Genomic DNA, 22,156 nt, shown 5'->3' with positions numbered 1-22,156 from the left:
ACGGTATTTCCAAAATCTCTAAAAAAGGGAGAATGTTTACCCTACTTTTGTCGAATAAAAAAGAACGAAGTCAGTTTGACCATCGTTCTTTTGAACACTGTTTATAAAAAGCTTGGCCCGCTTTGAAGCAGCGGATTCCGTACATGCACTCTTTTGCCGTCCTCCATATATACTCTTGGGATGCGGTGGCCAATCGAGCAAGTGACTTCATAGTTAATGGTTTCAAGCCTTTTTGCGATTTCATCGACTGATACCATGTCTCCCCCTTGCTTACCAATTAAAACGACCGGCTCCCCTACTGGAAGATTGTCTTTCAGTTCAATCATGAATTGATCCATGCAAACCCTTCCTGCGATCTTCCGGCGCTTTCCGCCAACGAGCACTTCCGTTCCTGCCAGCTTCCTGATCCACCCATCTGCATAGCCGACTGGAACCGTGCCGATCCACGTATCTTGATTGGCTGTATACGTCGCCCCGTAGCTGACACTCTCACCCTTTTGAATGTGCTTCACATGGGCAAGCTTTGTATGAAGAGACATGGCTTCTTCCAGCTTGAAAGGCAATTCATCCTTGATTTCTTCTGACGGTGACAGCCCGTACATACTGATGCCGAAGCGAACCATATTAAACAAAACGTCTTTAAACCTTTGACCTGCTGCACTGTTGGCGCAATGAACGAGCAGCTTGTCCGTATGAAGCGGCTCGAGCAATGTTTGAAAGGTATCGACCTGCCGATCAAAGTAGGCCTCATCCTTTTCATCTGCTGTCGCAAAGTGAGTAAATACGCCTTCCAGCTGTAAATAAGAGTGTTCACTGACAAGCTTTTTCACTTCGTTCACTTGCTCTATCGTTTTCACACCTAATCGGTTCATTCCGCTGTCTATTTTCAAATGAAAACGTATAGGTTGTCCCATCTGCCCTTTCATCATTGTGGTGACTTCTCTCAGCCAATCGATGGAGTAAGCGGTCATGATGACATTGTATCGAACGGCGGCTTTGACATATTCCGGCGGTACGGCGCCGAGTACAAGAATCGGTGCTTTGATGCCTTTATTTCTTAAAGAAACGGCCTCATCTAAAAAGGCTACGGCTAATAAGTCTGCTCCTGCTTTGAGGGCAGCTCTTGCCACTTCTATATCTCCATGTCCATATGCATTGGCTTTCACCACAGCCATCAGTTGAACACTTTGACCAATATGATCTTTCATATGTGAAACATTATGCTTAATTGCTGTTAAATTAATTTCTGCCCATGTGTCTCTATAAAAGGCATTTGTGTCCATCCGTCACACTTCCCTATTGAATGATTCAATACCTTCATTATGATACTAAAAATCAAGAATAATGTGAAACAAATCAAAAAACATCAGCCCTTGCATAGGGCTGATGTTTCATTTCCAAGGCTCTCGCCTGAGATATTTATTTATTTAGCTGACTGGCCTTCTACACTCTTTGCAACCATCAAGAGCTCTTCCTTCGATAGATCACTTGAAGAAATCAAGTAGTCCACTCCGTCAGATGTCCATGAAAGGGATTGATCTGTGAGAACCCCAACTGTCATGCCAAGGTCGACTGGCTCGCCGTTCATCGTCACAGGCGTAGATGCTTCAGCTACTCTCGCTTTTTCCTGAATGAGTGTGAAGGATTTCTTACCGCCATACGTCATCACATAACGTTTCCCAGCATCTGTCATCATTTCTTTCTCTTCCATCTTCTTCACGCCCTCTGGCATATCAACTGGCGTTTTCACCGCAAAGCTGTCAGATGAGTCTGCACTTGTGGCTACATCCATTTGAGAGAGTGTCATGTTTTTCTTCTCATCAAATGCATCTTTGTCAAAGGATTTATTGAATTCAAAGTGAGAGAATTCCACTTTCACCATTGGCTTTTTGTCGCTATCCAGTACTTTCACACTGGCAGGCGCCATTGTTTTTTTATGAAAGGTAATCTCTTGGGTAGGCAGCATTTGGTTGTGCTGATAATTGGTTTTGGTTTCGAACACATACTTTGAATCTTTCGCTTTGAACTGAGCTGCACTGTCATTTTTAATGTCCTTCACGAGTGACTCAAATAAGTAGACCTGACTGCTATTATTTGGCCAATCACTGTGGAAACGGAAGCTCTTGTTCAATGAAGGTGTCAGCACAAACACACCATTGCCATTTCTTAAAATGACTTGACTCTGATCCTTTTTCGGATTTTCTAAATAGACACGGTAAAGTTCCGGCTTCTTGTACCAAATTTCTACTCGATACTCCTGCGGGTCATTTCCTGTCTCAATGGTCATTTTTGCTTTGGCTTTGTATGATGTCATTTCCTCTGCCTTTTTGTTTAAATCTCCAACGATATCCTGCTGAGATTTTTGACCGCATGCGGAGAGAATCAGTACAAAAAGGATTCCCGTTACAAGCAAAACAAAGCTTTTTCTCACCCTTTTCAACCCCTTCGTTAATTGTGTTAAAAGGAAGAAACCGCTTGTTTGACTTTAACAGTACGCCTCAAGAGTTAACTGCGTACCGCGAACCATCAAAGCCTGTTAGCAACTCGCCCTTCCTTATCGCACTACCCAATATATGAAGGGGGGACAAACAATATGCAGACTAGCTTGACAACCTTTCAATTAAAACTTGTGCAGCAGCATATTCTTTCGTGTGAGTGATGGACACATGAACCTGGTCGCCCATCGTTTTCTTGCTTTTGATGAAAGGTTTTCCATGTTCGTCTTTCTGGATTTCCAAGTCATGAAAGCTTAAATGCCGGCCGATTCCCGTTCCGTAAGCTTTAGCGAAAGCTTCCTTTGCTACAAACCGTCCCGCCAAAAATTCCAGCTGCCTCTTTTCACTGAGTTCGTTAAAGATGTCTTGTTCACTTAACGTTAAAATTCGTTCTGGTAAACGAGGCTGTCTGTTAAGCACTCGCGCGAGCCGGTTGATTTCTACAATATCAATGCCTATTCCTTTAATCATGAGGTACCTCCTATGATACTCGTACTAATTTGGATGTTCTCTTCATAAACGTGTTACTATAAACTTACCATTATCTAGTCAAAAGGGGTTTGTTATGTTTATTCGAACGGAGAGCTTTCAACAATTTATTAGATCGTATCCAATCGTAACAACGATCCTTGCTTTGCAAATTGGTCTGTGGCTTATATTTGCGATTCCTATCCCTCTTATACAGCTTGGTCACGACCATCTCGTCGGTTTCAATTATGGGGTAGCTGCCGGAGAATGGTGGCGGCTCGTCACACCTATTTTCCTTCACGGAAGTCTGACCCATATTTTGTTCAATTCTATGTCCTTGTTCTTATTCGCTCCAGCGCTTGAGTATTTGCTTGGGAAAGTTCGATTTCTGATCATCTATCTTGGTGCAGGGTTCATTGGCAATCTCGGAACCTATTGGGTAGAGCCTTTAGAGTATGTACATGTCGGCGCTTCTGGTGCCATCTTCGGTTTGTTTGGCGTTTATTTATACCTTGTTCTATTTAAACCGCACATGATGGACCGCGGCAATTCTCAGGTGATCATAACGATTCTTGCAGTCTCTGTCATCATGACTTTCGTTAACTCAAACATCAATATTATGGCTCACTTATTTGGATTGATCGGCGGCATGCTTTTAGCACCTCTTACGCTATTTTTCCATTCAAAAAAAAGACGCTACTAACCTCATAAAAAATGTCGATCACTCCTATGAACGGGAAGCTGATCGACATTTTTTGTTTAAGAAGATTTATTTTTTTCATACGAATACCAATCCATTACACGAGCAGCATCTTCTTCCTCAAGGTGATGCACACCAAAGGAATCAAGCAGTGCAGAGGATTTCACAAAGGTGTGAATACTCGCCAATCGGCCTTTCTTTTGGAAGAAAGATTGCGTCATCGTATAGTTTTGCATTCGTTTTCTCAAGACAATGCCAGTGGTTTTGCCAATGCCTCTTGATGTCAGTTGAATCAATGGATCTTTGATCGTATAGCCTGATTGTTTATAAGCTAAATAGCCAAAAACCAAAGCAATAGGAAGCGGAATAAGTGCCAAATACCCCCATGGCGGAAAACGTACAGATAGGATCACGCCGACAAGTAATGGCACAAAACCGAAAGAGATCAGGTAGCGTTTGAGTGAACGCTTTGGCACCTTTTTCAGTTCAGCTTCTGGCGCCAAGTGATAATGATCTGTGAATTGAGACAGCAGTTCGTTGATTTTTTTCTTCCGAATAAGCGGAAATAAGACGGAAGAGGTTTCTTTTTCTGTAATAGAACCTCCTGCGCTCACAAGCATCACCGTCGCAAAGCCAAAAGGCTCACGGAGAATATTTTCTTTGATTTTCACTGCTTGAATTCTCGCAAGTGGAATGGTCATTTGATGCCTCTCGATGAGCCCTCTTGTGATGATGATGTCTTTCCCTTTTCGTTTTGCGGTAAAATTCGCATATTGAAGGGCTGTTACCCCAACACTAAGAATCCACGCAATCAATACGGCAAGAAATATGAGAATCGCATAAATCTCAACACTCGCATGACTTAAAAAAGAGAACCGCTTAAAGAATCCGTCCAAAGGAAGAATTTCATCTATTTGTGTGTAAATGGCAAGACACCCGGAAATAATGACTCCGATTCCGCTTGAAGTGGTCGCAGCCAAAAGCAGCTCTGGTACACCCATCCGATAGGAAACATTCATTTCTTCTTCTACAGGTTGTTGCGCTGTCAGAGGATCATGCGGAACATCCCTATTTTCATCCAACACCTCTTCTTGCTGCAAGCTTTTCTTCCGGTTGAAAATTGATTGCTTTAATTGTTCCGCTTCTGCTTTTGTAATCGCCGTCAGGCTCACTTCCGGACCGTCCGTTCCGCCTGCTGTTTCGATTTGGACCCGCACCAAGCCGAAAATCCGCTGGAAGATACCTTCACTTGTATTCACCGTTTGAATTCGTTCTAACGAAATATATTTTTTCTTTTTTGTGATGACGCCGGATTCCACGCGAAATTCATCATCTTCCATCCGGTAGGTGAATCGCCTCCATGCTAAAACGGTTGAAACAGCTTTCCATAAAAGAAGCACACCAAGAATGATAAATGCATAAAAACGAATGCTCGAATTCGAGTTCACAAAAATAAGCACGAAAAAAGGGATAATGAAGTTTTTGATCATGGATACGGCATCTGATATAAAATCAATGAACATCGAGATTGGATGTACACGTTTTGGTTCAGACATCATCTTCCGTCACCCTTGCTAAACGAGATATGTAATCACGAAGCTCATCTGCTTCTTCTAATTCTAGCGCCGGTATATCATGAACTGTAGCAGCAGTCGATATTTGAACAGATGCCAAACGGTAGCGCCTTAAAAGCGGTCCTTGCGATGTATCGACATGCTGGACTCGCACCATCGGCACAATCACACGTGTGACACGAATGAGTCCATGCTGAATTTCAATTTCATTTTCGAATACTTCGTAGCGCCAGATGCGATGACGGATTTTCGGTATAAGCCAAATGCCAAAAATGACCTGTAAGACCCATAAACCGGCGAGGATGGCGCCAATCCAATATGGCCATTGAAGATAATAACTAGCAACAAATACCCCAATGATGATGAGTAAGAAAATCAATGAGATAATTCCATTTTGAAGACGCCATACCTTTAAACCATTTAAACTAATTTGACGTTGCGGCTGTTTTCTCACATTCTTCCCCCATTCTCTTACTTTTCTATCAATATATTACGAAACAAAGCCTAAAAAGTTTCAACAAACCTGTTAAAAAAAGCGAATCCTGCAAAGGATTCGCTCTTGAATTAGTTGTTATAAGATTTCTTTTGACGACGATCGTTAGAAGAACGATTGCGGTCATTTGAAGAACGCTTTTTATCACCGTAAGATGAACGGCTTTTCCCGCGATAGCCGCCTCCGCCGCCACCGTCTCTACGTTTAGAAGAGCTGCGGTTGTTACGATTGCGTTTTGAAATCATTGGTGCTTCATCTGTCAAACGAACAGGCGTTGCATCTGGCTCTTTTGTCATCATTTTGATGGCAGCCGCAACCACTGTGACAGAATCATTATCTTCTAGCAATTCAGCAGCAGCTGTCATGTAGAAGTTTAAGTTGTTTTCACTGATGATTGTGCGCAGACGATCAATGGTTACTTGCTGTTGACCTTCAATTGCTTCATCTAGAGTTGGTTCTTTCATACGTTCCATTTTACGTTTAGTCGTTTGCTCAATCGCACGAAGCATATCTTTTTCACGCGGTGTGATAAATGTCACCGCCATACCTGTACGTCCAGCACGTCCTGTACGTCCAATACGGTGTACGTAGCTCTCTGGATCTTGTGGCACGTCAAAGTTATACACGTGTGTTACGCCTGAGATATCAAGTCCACGTGCTGCAACGTCTGTTGCTACAAGCACATCGATTGAACCTTCTTTGAATTTACGAAGCGCAACCATACGTTTTGCTTGTGTCAGGTCACCATGAATTCCTTCAGCTGTATAACCTCTAAGGTTAAGCGCTTCTGTCAATTCGTCAACACGGCGTTTCGTACGGCCGAAGACAATTGAAAGCTCAGGTGATTGAATGTCAAGAAGACGAGTCAATGTGTCAAACTTCTTACGCTCGTGGATATCCAAGTAGAACTGTTGGATGTTAGAGACAGTCATTTCTTTTGCTTTTACTTTTACATGTTCTGGGTTTGTCATGAAACGCTCTGCAATGCGCTTAATTGGTGCAGGCATTGTCGCAGAGAATAAAAGTGTTTGGTGTTCACTTGGTACATTTGAAAGGATCGATTCAATGTCTTCGATGAAACCCATGTTTAGCATTTCGTCTGCTTCATCAAGCACAACTGTTTCAACATTTTGAAGACGCATTGTACGACGGTTAATGTGATCGAGTAAACGTCCTGGAGTCCCTACGATGATATGAGGATTTTTCTTGAGCGAACGGATTTGGCGGCCGATATCTTGTCCACCGTAAATCGGAAGTACGCGCGCACGCTTGTCTTGGCCAATTTTGTATAGCTCTTCAGATACTTGAATCGCTAATTCTCTTGTTGGCGCAATGATAATCGCTTGGATATTTGGAGACGCTGGGTCGATTTTTTCTACAAGAGGAATACCAAATGCTGCAGTTTTTCCTGTTCCTGTTTGTGCTTGTCCAATGACATCTTTATTCTGAAGACCGAGAGGAATTGTTTCCGCTTGAATCGGTGTTGCTTCTTCAAATCCCATGCGGTTAATAGCTTTCATGAGACTTTCGCTTAATTGAAAATCTTGAAACGTTATAGTCAAATTATTCAAACTCCTTCTAATTGCTGTTTCAGTAATCTCGTGAATGATCATTAAAAACTGCCCTTTTCCGAAAGGACAGGTCCATTATATACAAAGCCCGAATTACCCTACCTTATATCTTACCATTACACTATTTGTTTTTCAACAAGACAGAAATGGATATATCTACTGTTCCACAATGACAGATTCACCATCACTTTGATCTCCATCCATCCATTTCCACTTTTCGAACAGTTGAATTTTTCCGTTATCCAACTGCTTAGGTGTAGAATTGCAAGACCCGCTTCTCATGCTGCCGTCTTTGCTGACATGGTGGTACCTAAAATGAAGTGTTCCATCCTCATTCACAGTTCCTACAAGTACACCAGATACAATACTGCCGCCTTGATATGTGCCCGTTAATATATTCCCGTCCTGACGATATTGAAATATGGTTCCTGCCGATACTTCTCCGTTACTCGAATTAGACTGCGGGACAAAGGTTTTTCCGTCATAATGAAACAACCGAATCAACCACCTTTTCTTTCCTATTGTACCATAGGCTTGTCACTCATTCGACAAAAATGATGCAATTTTTAACAAGTGGGATTCAATTTATATTAGTTTAGCCACATTTTCGCTTTTCTATAGATTAAATTGTTTTTTTTAGAAATTGCTCTACTTTTTCAAACAATTGCTGTGCACATGGCTCGTGACAAACATGGTGTTTACAATCAGGTAAATAAAACATTTCTTTCTGACGAGACGGGATTTTATGATCAATAAATTCTGCACTTGAAGCGGGCACAATCCCATCACTTTCACCTTGAACAATTAACACAGGGAGGTGAAGCTTCTCAAGGGAGCTCTTCGTTTGCTTCACCAGCTTCATAAATTCTACAGCAGCTGACAGCGGCGTGCTCGTTAGCTTATGGCGGTATCTATCATACAAAGGATTCGTATCAATCAGCCCAGACAGTGATTCCTTCAACATCTGCCTTGTGTCTTGAATCATTTGTTTTGGATTCACATATTTAGCCGCAGCACTTAAAAGAACGAGACGAGCAACCGGATACTTCGCTGCTAGATAAGAAGCAATCATTCCCCCCATGGAAAAGCCGATCAAAAAAATGGTGTCGCATGTTCGGTAAAGAGATAGCAGTTCTAATTCAGCTGTTGCAATCCATTCTTGATAGAAAATGCCTTTGAGCTGAAGCTCATCTCCATGCCCCGGAAGCGTGACTGACTGAACGTTCCAATCTGTCTTCTGCTTTAAATATTGCGCCAGCGGTTCCACTTCATAGGGCGCGCCAGTGAATCCATGTATACATAGACAGCCAATCATTCTGTCACCTTCTTTGCCGCTCACTCTTTATAGTGCAGTAATGACTTCTTCTAATCTCATGCCGCGTGAGGCTTTGACTAGAACAACATCGTCAGGACCTGCTACGTCAGCAAGTTTTTTCTTCAGTTCCTCTTTGTCCATAAATGAGGACACGCGCGCGTCACTGAATGATTTCTTTGCTCCTTCAGCGATGAATGCACCTAGGCGGCCATACGTCATCACATGATCAATAAATTCAGGCTTGATGTAGCGGCCTAGTTCATAATGATACCTTTCTTCTTCGCTGCCCATCTCGAGCATGTCTCCAAGGACAAGAATGCGATTAGCGAAGCCGTCCATATCTCCTACAAGATCAATTGCAGCTTTCATGGAAGTAGGACTTGCATTATACGCATCATTGATAACAGTGATTCCTTTCTCTGTTTTAAACAGCTCAAGACGCATCCCTGTCAACTTTGTTTGCATGAGTCCTTGGGCGATTTGTCTTTCATTCAGTTCAAAGTGCTGGCCTATGGCAATTGCAGCAAGGGCATTTTTTACATTATGTTTCCCTAATACAGGAATGAGAAACCCCTGGGCATACCCTTCGACTTGAAATTCAGTTCCTTCTGCAAGCTGGTTGATATGCGTTACCTTGATATCGCAGTCTTCTGCTTCTCCAAAGGTTTTCACACGCTGCGAAAGTGCAGTCGCTCTCTCGCGCAGCAAGGGTTCATCTCCTAAGTAATAAAAGATGCCATCCTCTTTTAATCCTTTTGTGATTTCACATTTTGCATCAGCAATGGCTTCTCTTGATCCCAAATCTTGCATATGAGATTCTCCAATATTGGTGATGACTGCTGCATCAGGCTCAGCGAGTTTTGACAAAAACTCGATCTCACCTTTTGCACTCATCCCCATCTCCAACACAGCAATATCTGTTCCTTCCGGCATTGCAAGAATGGTGAGCGGTAGACCGATATGATTATTAAAGTTACCATCTGTTTTATGAACTTGATAAGCCGTTTGTAAGACGGAATGAATCATGTCTTTCGTTGTGGTTTTCCCATTACTTCCTGTAATACCGACAACACGAGGTTTTTCTTCTTTCAAGTATGATTTTGCCAGCTGTTGTAGTGCTGCCAGTGTATCCTCTACAAGAATGACAGGTACACCGAACGGTGGATTGGCTTCTTTTTGATTCCAAAGAACAGCTGCGGCTCCAAGCTCCACTGCTTTAGAAGCAAATGTGTGACCGTTAAAATGTTCTCCAATTAGGGGGATAAACAATGCACCTTTTGATACTTTTCGTGTATCTGTTGTCACTCCGTGAATTTGCTCTTCGCCAAAAGCTTGATTAGATAGTGTCCCACCAGCCATTTGGGCGATTTGTTTCACTGTACGTTTGATCATGATTTTTTCGCCTCTCTTTCTCATTTCACGTTTGAAGGAAAAGAGACACTACCTAAGGATAGTGTCTGCTTGTTGCTCACATTAAAAAGTCGTTTTAATGGTTTGTTTTTCTTGATGGCGTTCAATTGCAAGTGACACTAGCTTTTCAATCAGCTCTGGATACTCTACACCAGTGTGTTTCCAAAGCAGCGGGAACATACTAAATGGTGTGAATCCAGGCATTGTATTCACTTCATTGATCAACACTTCGCCTTTTTCTGTGAGGAAGAAGTCTGCACGTACAAGACCAGATCCATCGAGGGCTTTAAATGCCTTAATCGCCATATCATGAATCGTCTTGTATTCATCCTCTGACACGCTTGCAGGAATGATCAAATCTGTATCGCCATCTTCATATTTTGCTTTGTAGTCATAAAAATCTGTTTTAGGTGCAATTTCACCAACGACAGAGCATTTCGGCTCGTCATTTCCTAATACACCAATTTCGATTTCTCTTCCAACGACGCCTTCTTCGACGACCACACGACGATCATATTGGAAAGCCAAGTCGAATGCGGTTTGCAGCTCTTCTTTGCTGCGGCATTTGCTAATTCCAACACTTGACCCCATGTTGGCAGGTTTCACAAAGCATGGATAGCCAAGTATTTGTTCCACCTGTTCTAAGCTGTCTGGTGTGGCCTTTTCATAGTCTTTTTTATTGAAGGAAAGGTGCTTTGCTTGTGCAAGTCCTGCTTGAGCAAAAACATCTTTCATCATGACTTTATCCATACCCGCGGCAGAAGCAAGAACGCCGTTGCCGACATACGGGATATTTAGCAGTTCAAGTAATCCTTGCATCGTTCCATCTTCACCATTTGGCCCATGCAGCAATGGGAAGACAACATCAATCTTCTCATCAGCAGATGCAGGCTGCGGGAACATGCTCTCATTTAAAGAAGTTGGTAAAAACGTCTTTGCGTTCTGTTCAAATTGAAGCATTTTGACGTTTGAAACTGGTTCAGTGAGTTTTTCTCCTCTTAGCCATTCGCCCTCTTCTGTAATATAAATTGGATGTATATCGAACTTCTCAGTGTTAAGTGCTTTTGTAACTGCAAGGGCTGTTTGCAGTGATACATTATGTTCGGCTGACTTTCCGCCGTAAATCAATCCTAAACTTATTTTCAATGGATACTCCCCCCACTAAAATTCATCTTTACTATCTTATCACTTTCAAGCAAAAATGCTCTAATTAATTTTTGTTGTTACGGAATTGAAATGATTTGTAAAGGTTGTAAGCGCCTCCCGAGCATTTGTATGTCATTCGCCATTATTTTATATTAAAATGACATTGAAAAGGAGTTGTGACAAATTGAAAAAAATCACAAGTACTGAACAATTCAATGAAATCATTCAATCTGACAAAGAAGTCATCGTTAAATTCTTTGCAACATGGTGTCCTGACTGTACAAGAATGGACATGTTCATTCCAGACATCTTAGAGGCTTATGCTCACCATGAATGGTTTGAAATAAACAAAGATGATTTCCCTGAATTAGCAGAAACGTATCAGGTCATGGGTATTCCAAGCCTGTTGATTTTCAAAAATGGCGAAAAAACAGGTCATTTACACAGCGCAAACGCAAAATCACCTGAAGAAGTGACAGAGTTTCTTCAAGGGCACGTTTCTTAATTGGTTAAACGAAGGACATCAGCAAACGCTTGCTGGTGTCTTTTTTCTTCCCCATCTCTTACATCAAATCTCTCCATAAGACGAGTTGCACATCCAAAACGTTTCAATGAGCAAAAGAATGTTTTATATAGATGTTTCACTTACGACAAGAAATGACAGGAATTATTTCCTGGGAAAGAATGAGCGTCGACTAGGCTTCGAATTTGTCGGTTACGTGAATTTTCTGAATAGATTCTTTACTTCTGACATTTTGCTTTGTATAATAGAGTTGCTAATTGATAATGATTATCAATTTCATCTATATGAAATCCTATAGACATCTATACTTATATAAAGGAGCGATGAGTCACATGTCTAAGAAGAAAATCAAAACATATCAGCAATTGATTGAAGAGAACAAGAAGGCCATCATGCGCGACCCTAAAATGATGGAAAGTATATACGAAACAATCGACAAGAAGCATCAGGAGCAGCTTGCAGCTGCTGGACGTGAATCATAAACATAAGACGAGCAGTCACAGCTGGCTGCTCGTCTCTTTTGTCTTTTTCAACAAAAAGAAAAAAGCCGATAAAATCTATGATGTGATTTTATCGGCTTTTGTTTTAATGTGATTTCGCTACACGGTCCTGCTTCATTCCTAAATAAATGAGCATATATGTGAGATAACCCATTGTCATTGTTAAACCACCGAAGAAGAACTGAGAAAAGACAGGTTCCTCAAAGGTTGTGACGGCAGCAAGAATGATCCAGCTCGCATATAAATAAACCATGAACCATTTCATGTTTCTTTTAAGTGTATACAGAAAGAAAAGACCCGCTAACGAAAAGATCCCCAGCGCTAGTCTGAAATAAATAAGATGATCAAACTGGAAGGCAAAAGACACAAACGAAAACGACAGCAACAACAAAATGGGTAAAGCCGTAATGAAATTTTTCACGATAGTGCCACCTCCAAGACTCCCTCTTATTATAAGACAAAATCAGCCGGTTATCGTGAAATACAGACTCGTTTTCACAAAGATGTCACGAATTTTTCTTGTTATTTGACACAATTTTTACACATTTACATCACGCTTCCAAAAAAGAACCCAAGCCGTGCCAACAAAGAAAACAAAATGCGCCCCTACCATAAATAGAGAAAACAAAGGACTCATGCCATGAAAAGGCGGCGGTCCTTGAAAGCTGTACTGAGTAAAGTCCGTATTAGCAAAAAGCAGGATTTTCCCCCACTGATTTTCTAAAAGAGACATAATAGGCACAAGTGATTTCGCCGCATATAAAACAAAAAACGAGGTCACAAGCGCAACGAGGCTGTTCCTAAACAAGCTGGAACACATAAAAGCGAAGCTTGCCATCATCATCACTTCCACCCACTGAGATCCGATAACAGCAAACGTATGCTGAAATAATCGTCCCGTACTTTCATCAAATTCAGTACCAAAGAAAATAAAGCCAAATAAAAAAGCTAATACATAATAAAAAACAAACAAATATATGACCGTCAGCACAAGTGTGATGTATTTTGACAGAAAAATTTGCAGCCTTGTTTTGGGCCGGATCAATAAAAACTTGATTGTTCTTTTTTGAAATTCTGTTGAGATCAAGGTCGCGCCAATGACAACTGCGAGCACCTGTAAAATAAATACGACATTCGTGGAATAAGCAAAATAGTTGGCGACAGTGTCTTGTCCACCAAAGCTGGAAATGACTCGTTTCAACGCTAGAGCCATCGCCAATTGAAACACAACGATCAATCCAAGAGCAATGAATGTGATCTTTTTCCTCATCATTTTCTTATGCTCATTCTTGATGAGTTGAAGCATCTGCCGTCCCGCCTTCCGTCCATTTCATAAATGCCTCTTCAATTGATGGCTTTTGAGGCGTCATTTCAAGTACATCAAACCCAGCCATAACAAGCTGTTTGTTCAGCTCAGGCACTTGTTCTTTGTTCAAATGAAGTAATACACGCGCTCCATTTCGTTCATATGTATAGGCCTGCGTGTCGAGCCACGAAACCGCCTTTTCCACTGGCTGAATATTCATGAGTATCTGTTCTTTCCCCTCCATGTCCCGGAGCTTCGCACTGGCTTTGATCTGTCCTTTTTGAATGATGATCATGCGGTCACATAGCTCTTCTACCTCATGCAATAAATGTGTGGCAAATAACACGGACGTTCCTTCTTCTCGTACGAGCATTTGCAAGTGCTCCCTGAATTCCTTCATACCTGCAGGATCAAGTCCATTTGTCGGTTCGTCTAAAATCAGCAGGTTCGGCTGATGTAATATGGCTTGTGCAATCCCAAGCCTTTGTTTCATCCCCAGTGAATACGTCTTCACCTTCTGATGAATGGCGTGCTCCAGACGAACTCTTTTCACCACTTCCTGCATGCGTTCTTCCGTCACTCCATCGTGCATCGCCGCATATAGTTCAAGGTTTTCAAAGCCTGTTAAATAAGAATAAAATTCGGGATTTTCTATGATCGCACCAACAGATGACATTGCGTGTAGAAAATCCTCATCCTGTGAATATCCATTGATCATGATTCGGCCATTGTTTTTTTTCATCAAACCAACGATCAAGCGAATTAAGGTTGTTTTTCCAGACCCATTTGGTCCTAGTAAGCCGACGATTTCTCCTTTCCCTATTTCTATAGATATATCTTGTAAGATCAATTTCCGACCAATTCGTTTATCGACTTTCTCTACTTTTAGAACAGCAGACTGCAACGTGTTTCCTCCTTCTGATGTAAAGCCTATGGCGGCAAATAAGACCGCTCATTCTTTTAAAAGTATATCACGCAAGACAAGAGGCCCATGAAAAAAAGGGCTGATCGAGTCAGCCCTTCTTTTACATTACATGGATAGGTTCGGTGATGCTGCGTCTTTCTCGTGTTTTTTCTCAGTTTCTGTCACAATCACCGCACATGCGGCGTCACCTGTAATATTGACAACGGTTCTTGCCATATCTAATAAGCGGTCTATGCCAAGGATGAGCGCAATACCTTCAACAGGAAGCCCAACCGAGTTCAAGACCATTGCGAGCATGATCAAGCCTACTCCCGGTACGCCGGCTGTCCCGATACTGGCTAATACGGCGGTTAATACAACTGTGAGCATTTGCATCAGCGTTAACTCCACACCAAACACTTGTGCAATAAAGATGGTTGCAACCCCTTGCATAATGGCTGTCCCATCCATATTGATCGTAGCGCCTAACGGCTGCACGAAACTAGAAATCGGCTCAGGTACTTTCAGTTTCTTTTGAGCGGTTTCCATTGATACAGGGAGAACCGCACTACTGCTAGACGTACTAAAGGCTACGACCATCGCAGGCGAAAAGTCTTTAAAGAATGTAAATGGATTTCGTTTTGCAAATAAAGCCAAGGTTGAGCCATATGTGAGAAAGAAATGCACCAATAGTGCTACTAACACCACTGTAAAATACAGTCCCATGGCTTTAATGGCATCAAGACCTTGACTCCCAATAGCCGTCACAATTAAGCCAAATGTCCCGTATGGAGCAAATTTCATGACCACTCCTACAAGGTACATCATGAGTTCATTGCCTTGTTCTAATATTTTGAGTAATCCTTCTGTTTTTTTGCCTAGCACTGCAATTCCTAGTCCTAAGAATACACAGAAAACAATGATTTGCAGCATATTTCCTTCAACTAAAGATTGAACTGGATTTGATGGAATGATGTTTAATAAAGTGTCTGTCGTAGATGGTGCTTCTTGAGGTTCGTATTCTGCCCCTTTTGTATCGAATGAACCAAAGGAACCCGGTTTAATTAATAATGCTAAAGACATCGCAATGATAATAGCGAAGGTTGTGGTCAGTAGAAAATATAAGATGCTTTTTGCTCCAATACGGCCTAGTTTTTTTGGATCTCCGAGGCCTGCCACACCAAGTGTAATGGAAAAGAAGACGATTGGCACAACCAGCATTTTGATTAGATTTAAGAAGATTTGACCTAGAGGTGTGAATAGATAAGGATCTAACACTTTGAATACATTTGGAGCGAAAATGTTAAGCAAAAGTCCCGTGATTGCACCTGCAATAAGGGCAATAATAATTTTTGTAGCCAGCTTCAATAAAATCTCCCCTTCCTCGTCAAAAAGACCCACGAGAGAGTTTTCTCGTGGGTCTGCGTGTCCTTACATATACCACCGTTTACTCTCTTCACGCCGATGAGGTTAGCTGACGGGTTAGGACGAAGAGATGTCCTTTTTTCTCAACAGAGAAAAATTCACCCCAAAATAGTGGGTCCCCCATTCCTTTAGAAGGATTAAGCGTGTGGTTATTATGATATTTTCATACTATTTATACCTTATTTTTAGAAAATTGTAAACAGGTTCAAATGAACTTTTTAACTACTTTCCTCCTTGTTGGTGACCTCCAAAATATCTAGGATAAACACAAAGATTGGTATACCAATAATGAGTCCCCAAATCCCGATGTAGTGTTCAGAGAAGATCAGCACAATAAATGTGAAGAAAATAGGGAGTTCTGTTTTTGCTGACATGAGTTTCGGGTTTAAGAAGTAGGCTTCAATGGCATGGATGATGACGATCACCAGCACAATATAAAGGACATACATGCCGCCTCCAAGGGTATACGCAATGATGCTGAGTGGAATAAGTGAGATGACCACACCCGCTACTGGGATTAAGCCTAGCAAAAAGACCATGACCGCTAATCCAAATAATTGCGGGAATCCCATAATGCCTAGCGCAATGGTTGTTAAGACACAGTTAACGGTTGCAATAATAAACTGTGCTTCGAGTACCTTTCCAAACGTTCTGGAAAATTTACGTCCAAAGAAGGCTATTTCATGATAGAACACTGAGATTTTACTCGTTTTGAACTTGTTCATGAATTGAATGAGGCGTTCCTTTTCGAACAGGAAGAACATGCTTAATATTAAGGACATAATGACCTGGATACTGAACGTGCTGAAATCTGTTAAGTATGTATAGAGGAAATTAAACCCTTTCTCAAAGTAAGCTGATATTTTAAAATCTCCGAATACGTTGGTGATGACATCAAAGAAGGGTAAATCTTGTGGATGATCTGCAATTTTCTTTCCTAAATGAAATAGCTGCTCCACCTGTTTGGCGATAATTGGCACAAACACGAATCCGCCAAACGTCAATCCACCAGCCAAAAGAATATACAAAATGGTGATAACCGATTTCTGTCCTATTTTCAGGAAGTGACTTAAAAAACCTCTAATGACCTCTTCTAACCGATTCATCAAAAAGGTGAATATGAAGGTCAAGAGAATTAAATTCATCATTCCTCTTAATAGATATAAGGCTGTGGCTAATACTACAAATACAGAAAACCGCTTAACACCGGGTTTTTCGAACAATTTAAAAAATGCCGCCATTACGTTACACACCTGCCAGGACTAAAGTCTATTTTTCATCGGATCTGATATACATTATATCGGATCTTTCTGTAAATTATATAATAAAAGGTCAATAAGGTCTTACGATTCGTTTTAATTTTATCAAGCTTTAATGTTTTTTCTTTTCAGCACAAGAAAAAACCGAACCCCATGTAGAACATAAGGTTTCGGTTTTTAGGTTGTTTTTATACTATACAGCTTGCTTCATATTGCGCATTTCTTGAAGGGCTGTTTTACTCTTCGCTTCGTCAAATTCACCTTCACTTTTCGCAACAACAATTGTTGCAATTCCATTTCCAATAAGATTTGTAATGGCTCTTCCTTCGCTCATGAATCGATCTACCCCAAGCAGCAGTGCAAGCCCCTCTAGCGGAATGACCTGTAGTGCAGCGAGTGTAGAAGCCAGCACGATAAATCCGCTTCCTGTCACCCCAGCCGCTCCCTTTGAGGTGAGCATCAGGACAAGGATGATGGTGATCTGCTGACCGATGGACAAGTCTACACCAAACACTTGTGCCAAGAAGACCACAGCCATCGATAAGTAGATCGAGGTTCCATCTAAGTTAAAGGAATACCCTGTTGGGATGACAAGACCAACCACAGACTTAGAGCACCCGTAGCGTTCCATTTTATCCATCATTCTTGGCAGCACGGATTCTGATGAGCTTGTGCCAAGAACAATTAAAATTTCATCCTTGATGAACCGCAGGTAACCGAACAGGCTGAAGCCATACATTTTACAAATGATGTTCAGCACAACGAAGATGAACAGGAACATGGTCATATATACGGAGAGCATCAGACTCGCTAGCGGTTTAATCGATGCCAAACCAAAGTGTCCGATCGTATAAGCCATTGCCCCAAATGCACCGAGCGGCGCAGCACGCATGATATATCCAATGATTTTAAAGAAAACAAGTGACAGCTTATCAAGCCACTCAATGATTCCTTTCCCCTTCTCGCCAAGTGCAGCAAGCGCAACACCGAATAAAATAGAGAAGAATAAGACCTGTAAAATATCACCCTTTGCAAAAGCATCTACCATATTAGATGGTACGATGTGTGTGACAAATTCCATCCAGTCGATACCCTGTCCCCCATTTTGGGTATACTGTGAAACATCCCCTTTTTCAAGCTTGCTATAGTCCAGACCTGCACCCGGCTTCATGATATTTACCACAAAAAGACCGATGACCAAAGCAAGCGTCGTGACGACTTCAAAATAAATAAATGCTTTTCCCCCAACTTTTCCAACCTTTTTCATATCCCCCATCTTGGCAATACCAAGAACAATGGTTAAGAAAATGATTGGCGCGATGACCATTTTAACGGCATTGATAAAGGTGTCACCAAGCGGCTTCATTTCTTTTCCGACGTTTGGCCAAACCATCCCGACAATGATCCCGATAATGACAGCTGCAATCACCTGAAATGTCAGGTTCTTCAAAAGCCTCTTCATAAAAAATCAACTCCCTCACCCTTTGATGTAAACGCTTAACTGTTATCTGTAGCTAAATGATAGCGATTTCACCAAAGGCTGTGAAGCTTATGGACATATCGTACATTTTGGTCTTTTTGGTCTCTTAGTCAGAATGTACGATATATTTATTGACAGGCCGGCCAACCCCGCCATATTGCATATCTAATTTCAGCTCGCCTTCTTTCACTAAGAAGTCTAAATACCGGCGTGCCGTGACACGGGCAATGCCGAGTGCATTGGCAACTTCCTCTGCAGACTGCGGGCCTTCCTGCAAGCCCATATAGGCTTTAATTTCATTCATCGTATGCACATTCAGCCCCTTAGGGAGCCAAGTATCCTCCTGCTTAACAGCAGGCTTTCGTATGATATCATCCAGCATCTCCTGAGAAAATTCTGCTGCTGTGCGAATTTTAGATTTAAACGCTTTATAGTTTTCAAGTGATTCTTTCATACGTTCGAACTTAAACGGCTTGATGATATAATCTCGTGCGCCATTTTGAAGCATGATGCCAATGGTCTCTTTGTCCTTTGCCGCAGAAATAACGATCACATCTACCTGTATCTTTTGCTTTCTAATGTCTTGAAGCGTCTTCACGCCATCTTTTTTTGGCATATATACATCGAGGACAACAAGGTCTGGACGAATTTCTTTGATCAGCTGGATGCCCTGCTCCCCATTACCTGCGACTGCCGCAACTTGAAAGCCAGGAACACTCTTAATGAACTCTTTATTCACTTCTTGCACCATCGGGTCATCTTCAATTAATAGCACCTTAATCTGAGTCATCTGTCTCTCTCCTCTATTGTCATTGGGAATTCGATTGAGAAGGTGGTACCAATGCCGATGCTTGATGTGACTTCTACATTTCCCATTCCTTTGTCGATAATCGTTTTTACAATATACAGGCCATAGCCTGTTCCGCCTTCTTTGCCGTGTGTGAAACCTTTATCGAAAATATAAGGAATCATTTCCTCTTCAATCCCGGAGCCATTGTCTTCAATTAACATCGCGAGGACATCCTCGGTTTGATCAATACTAATAGAAATGCGTTTTGTGTTTCTTTCTACAGTATCATACGAGGCAAAGGCGTTCTCGATCAGATTGCCAAGCAGCTTCGTCATATCATGCTGATCTAGACGCTCAGGGAAATCACGCAGACAGCTATGTTCGTCTACTTCGACCTTTATGCCTAGCTCCTTGCCCCTTCTGATTTTGCTCATCAATAATCCCGCAACGGCATCATGCTGAATGACGCGGTGAAGAAAGTCCATCACAAGTTCCTGTTCTTCCGTCGTTTGAAAGGCTAGATCGAGCGCCTGATCGGGTTTACCAAGCTGAATCAGCCCGGCAATCGTATGAAGCTTGTTCATATGCTCATGGTTTTGCACCCGCAGACCGTCAACAAAGTTCTTGACTCCGGTTAACTCCTCTGCCAATTTTGCCGCTTCTGTCCGGTCCTGAAAAATGGCGACCGCTCCGATAATTTTCTTTTTCATGACAATCGGAATCCGGCTGCTCATAATCCGCTTTCCGCTCATATGAATTTCTTCATTGTAAACGGGTTCAGCGCGATCAATGATCTCAGGGAGTCTTGTGTCAGACAGCACATCCCAAATATTCCGGCCTACGACATCCCCTGTCACACCAAAAATTTGCTTCGCCTTTTCATTAAAAATGGTGATCATGTGCTGATTATCAATGGCGATGACCCCTTCATTAATAGAGTGGAAGGTTGCGGTGCGCTCCTCTAGCATTCTGACAATCTCATGCGGCTCCAGCTTAAACATTTGCTGTTTAATATGACGGGCGAGCAAAAATGAGCCTACAAGCCCAAAGCTGAGCGTCAGCAGAAGGATCATGAGGATATCCCGCTTCATTTCTCCTAATATATCGATCATACTTGGCAGCGTTCTCCCTACAAGGACAACCCCTGTTTGATTAAATTGATCATCCTTCACTGGATAAAAGGCTCTGATGGCTGTCCCAAGCTCTCCCTCTGCTTCTGAGAAATAAATATGCTCTGCAAAAGCAGGTTCTTCATCTGTCCCCTCCGAGCGCTGACCAATCCTTGTTTTTACTGGATGCGTTAATCTCACATGATCCATATCCATGACGACAATGTAGTCAGCATCTTGAATAATCCGAATCTCTTCGATGGCATGCTGTAATCGGTTACGTTCCTTTGTTTGATCAGCTAACGCCTGCTTCACCTCATTCATCTCAGCCACTGTTCTCGCCGTGTTCATGAGCCTTTTTCGAAGCTCTCGTTCCTCTGTTTGCTGGATTCCCCCAACAAGGACAATTCCTCCGATTAAAAGGGCGAAAATGACAACGAAATATGTGAGAATGGTGAGCTTCCATCTAATAGATAATTGTTGTAATTTCAATCGATTTCTCATCATTTTTTCACCTGTATCTTTACGAATTCTTCCTCGGTCAAGTATGCTTGACATAAGGGGGATCGGACGCATGAAGAATTTACTCGCCTATACACTATTGCTCATAATCGGTTTTGTAACCGCTTTATACTTTGGTTTTTATCATATGATGCCAAAATCAGCGACGACCTTTGATGATGAACAGACAGGGCTGAAGGATCAGCTTGTGTTCAAATTTAGCCATGTCGTGGCAGATAATACACCAAAAGGACTTGCCGCAAAGAAATTTGCTGAGCTTGTGCACGAAAAATCCGATGGGAAGATCAGCATTCAGATTTTCTCCAACGGGAGTCTTTATTCTGATATAGAAGAAATTAATGCACTTAAAGAGAATCAAGTTCAATTTATCGCCCCGTCTACCTCGAAGCTCGGCATGCTGTCCCCTGAGTGGCTGGCTCTTGACCTTCCCTTTGCTTTTTCTAATTATGATGCGGTTCAAGAAGGCTTGCACGGTGCAATTGGCCAAAGATTGTTTGGCACCCTGCAAAAAGACGGGCTAAAGGGAATGGCCTATTGGACAAATGGCTTTAAGCAAATCACCTCTAATAAAGGTCCTATCAAACAGCCTGGTGATTTAAAAAACCAATCTCTCCGCATTATGCAAAGCGACATGATTGAAAAACAATTCAAACTTCTTGGCGCAAAGCCCTATCAGGAATCGTTTAATTCAACGTTCCAGCTATTAGAGACAAAAAAAGTAGACGGTGAAGAAAATACCATTTCAAATATTTATTCAAAAAAATTCTATCATATACAAGACTATATGACGATCAGTAATCACGGGTATTTGGGCTATGTGGTCTTAACAGATCAATCCTTCTTTGAACGCCAGACACCTGAAACGAAACGAATTTTACTTGAAGCCATGGAAGAAACAACAGCTTGGAATGAAAAACATGCAGAACAGATGAACAAAGATCAGCTAGAGGACATTAAACGGGAATCGCCGATTGCCATTCATGAATTGACGCCAGCAGAAAGACAAAAATGGGTGAAAGCCCTCGATCCTTTGTATGAGGAAGCCGAAAAAACCATTGGTTCCACCCTAATCAAGCAGATTCGCGAGCTGCGTGCGCGTTATGAACATTCTCCTATCCATGCTTTTCAAGATGAGGATGAGACCAAATAAAAAATCCCTTTGAGAA

At 41.9% G+C, this 22,156-nt stretch carries 22 protein-coding genes and 1 riboswitch; of the genes, 4 read left to right on the top strand and 18 right to left on the bottom strand.

Features of this window, described 5'->3' with window-relative positions:
- Nucleotides 1-101: 101 nt before the first annotated feature.
- The 3 genes from alr to acpS all read right to left on the bottom strand — a co-directional run bounded on the left by alr (nt 102) and on the right by acpS (nt 2,966).
- Nucleotides 102-1,283 (bottom strand): alanine racemase, encoded by a 1,182-nt coding sequence (gene alr, locus C6Y07_RS16180; protein ID WP_106157045.1) that lies wholly within the window; start codon nt 1,281-1,283, stop codon nt 102-104.
- 140 nt (nt 1,284-1,423) lie between these two features.
- Complete coding sequence (locus C6Y07_RS16175; protein WP_106037124.1) at nt 1,424-2,440, bottom strand: LolA family protein; 1,017 nt, start codon at nt 2,438-2,440, stop codon at nt 1,424-1,426.
- Between the two features lie 160 nt (nt 2,441-2,600).
- Complete coding sequence (gene acpS / locus C6Y07_RS16170; RefSeq protein WP_034663960.1) at nt 2,601-2,966, bottom strand: holo-ACP synthase; 366 nt, start codon at nt 2,964-2,966, stop codon at nt 2,601-2,603.
- Nucleotides 2,967-3,060: 94 nt separating this feature from the next.
- Between acpS and C6Y07_RS16165 the strand changes: the two genes are divergently transcribed.
- Nucleotides 3,061-3,666 carry a rhomboid family intramembrane serine protease gene (locus tag C6Y07_RS16165; RefSeq protein ID WP_060595589.1) on the top strand — a complete coding sequence of 202 codons (606 nt, stop codon included), beginning with the start codon at nt 3,061-3,063 and terminating at the stop codon, nt 3,664-3,666.
- Nucleotides 3,667-3,722: 56 nt separating this feature from the next.
- On the opposite strand, the gene C6Y07_RS16160 is transcribed toward C6Y07_RS16165, so the two are convergent.
- The 7 genes from C6Y07_RS16160 to C6Y07_RS16130 all read right to left on the bottom strand — a co-directional run bounded on the left by C6Y07_RS16160 (nt 3,723) and on the right by C6Y07_RS16130 (nt 11,172).
- Nucleotides 3,723-5,222, bottom strand: a complete 1,500-nt coding sequence (locus C6Y07_RS16160; protein ID WP_066031292.1) for a PH domain-containing protein — start codon at nt 5,220-5,222, stop codon at nt 3,723-3,725.
- Nucleotides 5,212-5,691, bottom strand: a complete 480-nt coding sequence (locus tag C6Y07_RS16155; protein WP_003214135.1) for a PH domain-containing protein — start codon at nt 5,689-5,691, stop codon at nt 5,212-5,214. Before C6Y07_RS16155 ends, C6Y07_RS16160 begins: the two co-directional genes overlap by 11 nt.
- A 110-nt stretch (nt 5,692-5,801) precedes the next feature.
- Complete coding sequence (gene cshA / locus C6Y07_RS16150; protein WP_060595587.1) at nt 5,802-7,292, bottom strand: degradosome RNA helicase CshA; 1,491 nt, start codon at nt 7,290-7,292, stop codon at nt 5,802-5,804.
- Between the two features lie 165 nt (nt 7,293-7,457).
- The gene (locus C6Y07_RS16145) at nt 7,458-7,796 is read right to left on the bottom strand and encodes an avidin-fold protein (protein ID WP_034663966.1); all 339 of its coding nucleotides are present in this window, start codon (nt 7,794-7,796) and stop codon (nt 7,458-7,460) included.
- Nucleotides 7,797-7,923: 127 nt separating this feature from the next.
- Nucleotides 7,924-8,616, bottom strand: a complete 693-nt coding sequence (locus C6Y07_RS16140; RefSeq protein WP_034663968.1) for an alpha/beta hydrolase — start codon at nt 8,614-8,616, stop codon at nt 7,924-7,926.
- 27 nt (nt 8,617-8,643) lie between these two features.
- Nucleotides 8,644-10,008 (bottom strand): UDP-N-acetylmuramoyl-tripeptide--D-alanyl-D-alanine ligase, encoded by a 1,365-nt coding sequence (locus C6Y07_RS16135; RefSeq protein ID WP_106037122.1) that lies wholly within the window; start codon nt 10,006-10,008, stop codon nt 8,644-8,646.
- 81 nt (nt 10,009-10,089) lie between these two features.
- Nucleotides 10,090-11,172: a D-alanine--D-alanine ligase gene (locus C6Y07_RS16130; protein ID WP_060595585.1), complete on the bottom strand. Its 1,083-nt coding sequence runs from the start codon at nt 11,170-11,172 to the stop codon at nt 10,090-10,092.
- Between the two features lie 184 nt (nt 11,173-11,356).
- Here C6Y07_RS16130 and C6Y07_RS16125 point away from each other — a divergent pair, with 184 nt between their 5' ends.
- Both C6Y07_RS16125 and fbpB read left to right on the top strand, forming a co-directional pair.
- Entirely contained in the window at nt 11,357-11,677 is a 321-nt protein-coding gene (locus tag C6Y07_RS16125; protein ID WP_034663973.1) for a thioredoxin family protein, read from the top strand.
- A gap of 350 nt (nt 11,678-12,027) precedes the next feature.
- Entirely contained in the window at nt 12,028-12,177 is a 150-nt protein-coding gene (fbpB, locus tag C6Y07_RS16120; RefSeq protein ID WP_106037120.1) for a Fur-regulated basic protein FbpB, read from the top strand.
- Between the two features lie 103 nt (nt 12,178-12,280).
- Here the strand turns inward: fbpB and C6Y07_RS16115 are convergent, their stop codons facing one another.
- From C6Y07_RS16115 to C6Y07_RS16080, 8 genes are all read right to left on the bottom strand, one after another.
- On the bottom strand, nt 12,281-12,616 hold the full coding sequence (locus C6Y07_RS16115) for a hypothetical protein (RefSeq protein WP_003214381.1): 336 nt from the start codon (nt 12,614-12,616) through the stop codon (nt 12,281-12,283).
- Nucleotides 12,617-12,733: 117 nt separating this feature from the next.
- Entirely contained in the window at nt 12,734-13,501 is a 768-nt protein-coding gene (locus tag C6Y07_RS16110; RefSeq protein ID WP_060595583.1) for an ABC transporter permease, read from the bottom strand.
- A complete protein-coding gene (locus C6Y07_RS16105) occupies nt 13,479-14,405 on the bottom strand; it encodes an ABC transporter ATP-binding protein (RefSeq protein ID WP_066031295.1) in 927 nt (308 codons plus the stop codon). The genes C6Y07_RS16110 and C6Y07_RS16105 overlap by 23 nt, the downstream gene beginning before the upstream one ends.
- 126 nt (nt 14,406-14,531) lie before the next feature.
- The gene (locus C6Y07_RS16100) at nt 14,532-15,773 is read right to left on the bottom strand and encodes a dicarboxylate/amino acid:cation symporter (protein ID WP_060595581.1); all 1,242 of its coding nucleotides are present in this window, start codon (nt 15,771-15,773) and stop codon (nt 14,532-14,534) included.
- A gap of 77 nt (nt 15,774-15,850) precedes the next feature.
- Nucleotides 15,851-15,984, bottom strand: a riboswitch (cyclic di-AMP (ydaO/yuaA leader).
- A 64-nt stretch (nt 15,985-16,048) separates the two neighbouring features.
- A complete protein-coding gene (locus tag C6Y07_RS16095) occupies nt 16,049-17,071 on the bottom strand; it encodes an AI-2E family transporter (RefSeq protein WP_034663979.1) in 1,023 nt (340 codons plus the stop codon).
- Between the two features lie 211 nt (nt 17,072-17,282).
- Entirely contained in the window at nt 17,283-18,551 is a 1,269-nt protein-coding gene (gene dctP / locus C6Y07_RS16090; RefSeq protein WP_034666695.1) for a C4-dicarboxylate transporter DctP, read from the bottom strand.
- A 124-nt stretch (nt 18,552-18,675) separates the two neighbouring features.
- Nucleotides 18,676-19,359, bottom strand: a complete 684-nt coding sequence (locus tag C6Y07_RS16085; protein WP_060595580.1) for a response regulator — start codon at nt 19,357-19,359, stop codon at nt 18,676-18,678.
- Nucleotides 19,356-20,975 carry an ATP-binding protein gene (locus tag C6Y07_RS16080; RefSeq protein ID WP_060595634.1) on the bottom strand — a complete coding sequence of 540 codons (1,620 nt, stop codon included), beginning with the start codon at nt 20,973-20,975 and terminating at the stop codon, nt 19,356-19,358. Before C6Y07_RS16080 ends, C6Y07_RS16085 begins: the two co-directional genes overlap by 4 nt.
- A gap of 67 nt (nt 20,976-21,042) precedes the next feature.
- Here C6Y07_RS16080 and C6Y07_RS16075 point away from each other — a divergent pair, with 67 nt between their 5' ends.
- Nucleotides 21,043-22,140, top strand: coding sequence for a DctP family TRAP transporter solute-binding subunit (locus C6Y07_RS16075; protein ID WP_034663982.1), 1,098 nt, complete (start codon nt 21,043-21,045; stop codon nt 22,138-22,140).
- Nucleotides 22,141-22,156: the final 16 nt, after the last annotated feature.

It is taken from the genome of Bacillus sp. LNXM12-1, from assembly GCF_003004375.1.
Lineage (GTDB): Bacteria > Bacillota > Bacilli > Bacillales > Bacillaceae > Bacillus.
The sequence above is the reverse complement of the archived record's forward strand: the minus strand, read 5'-3'. Positions and strand labels throughout refer to the sequence as shown.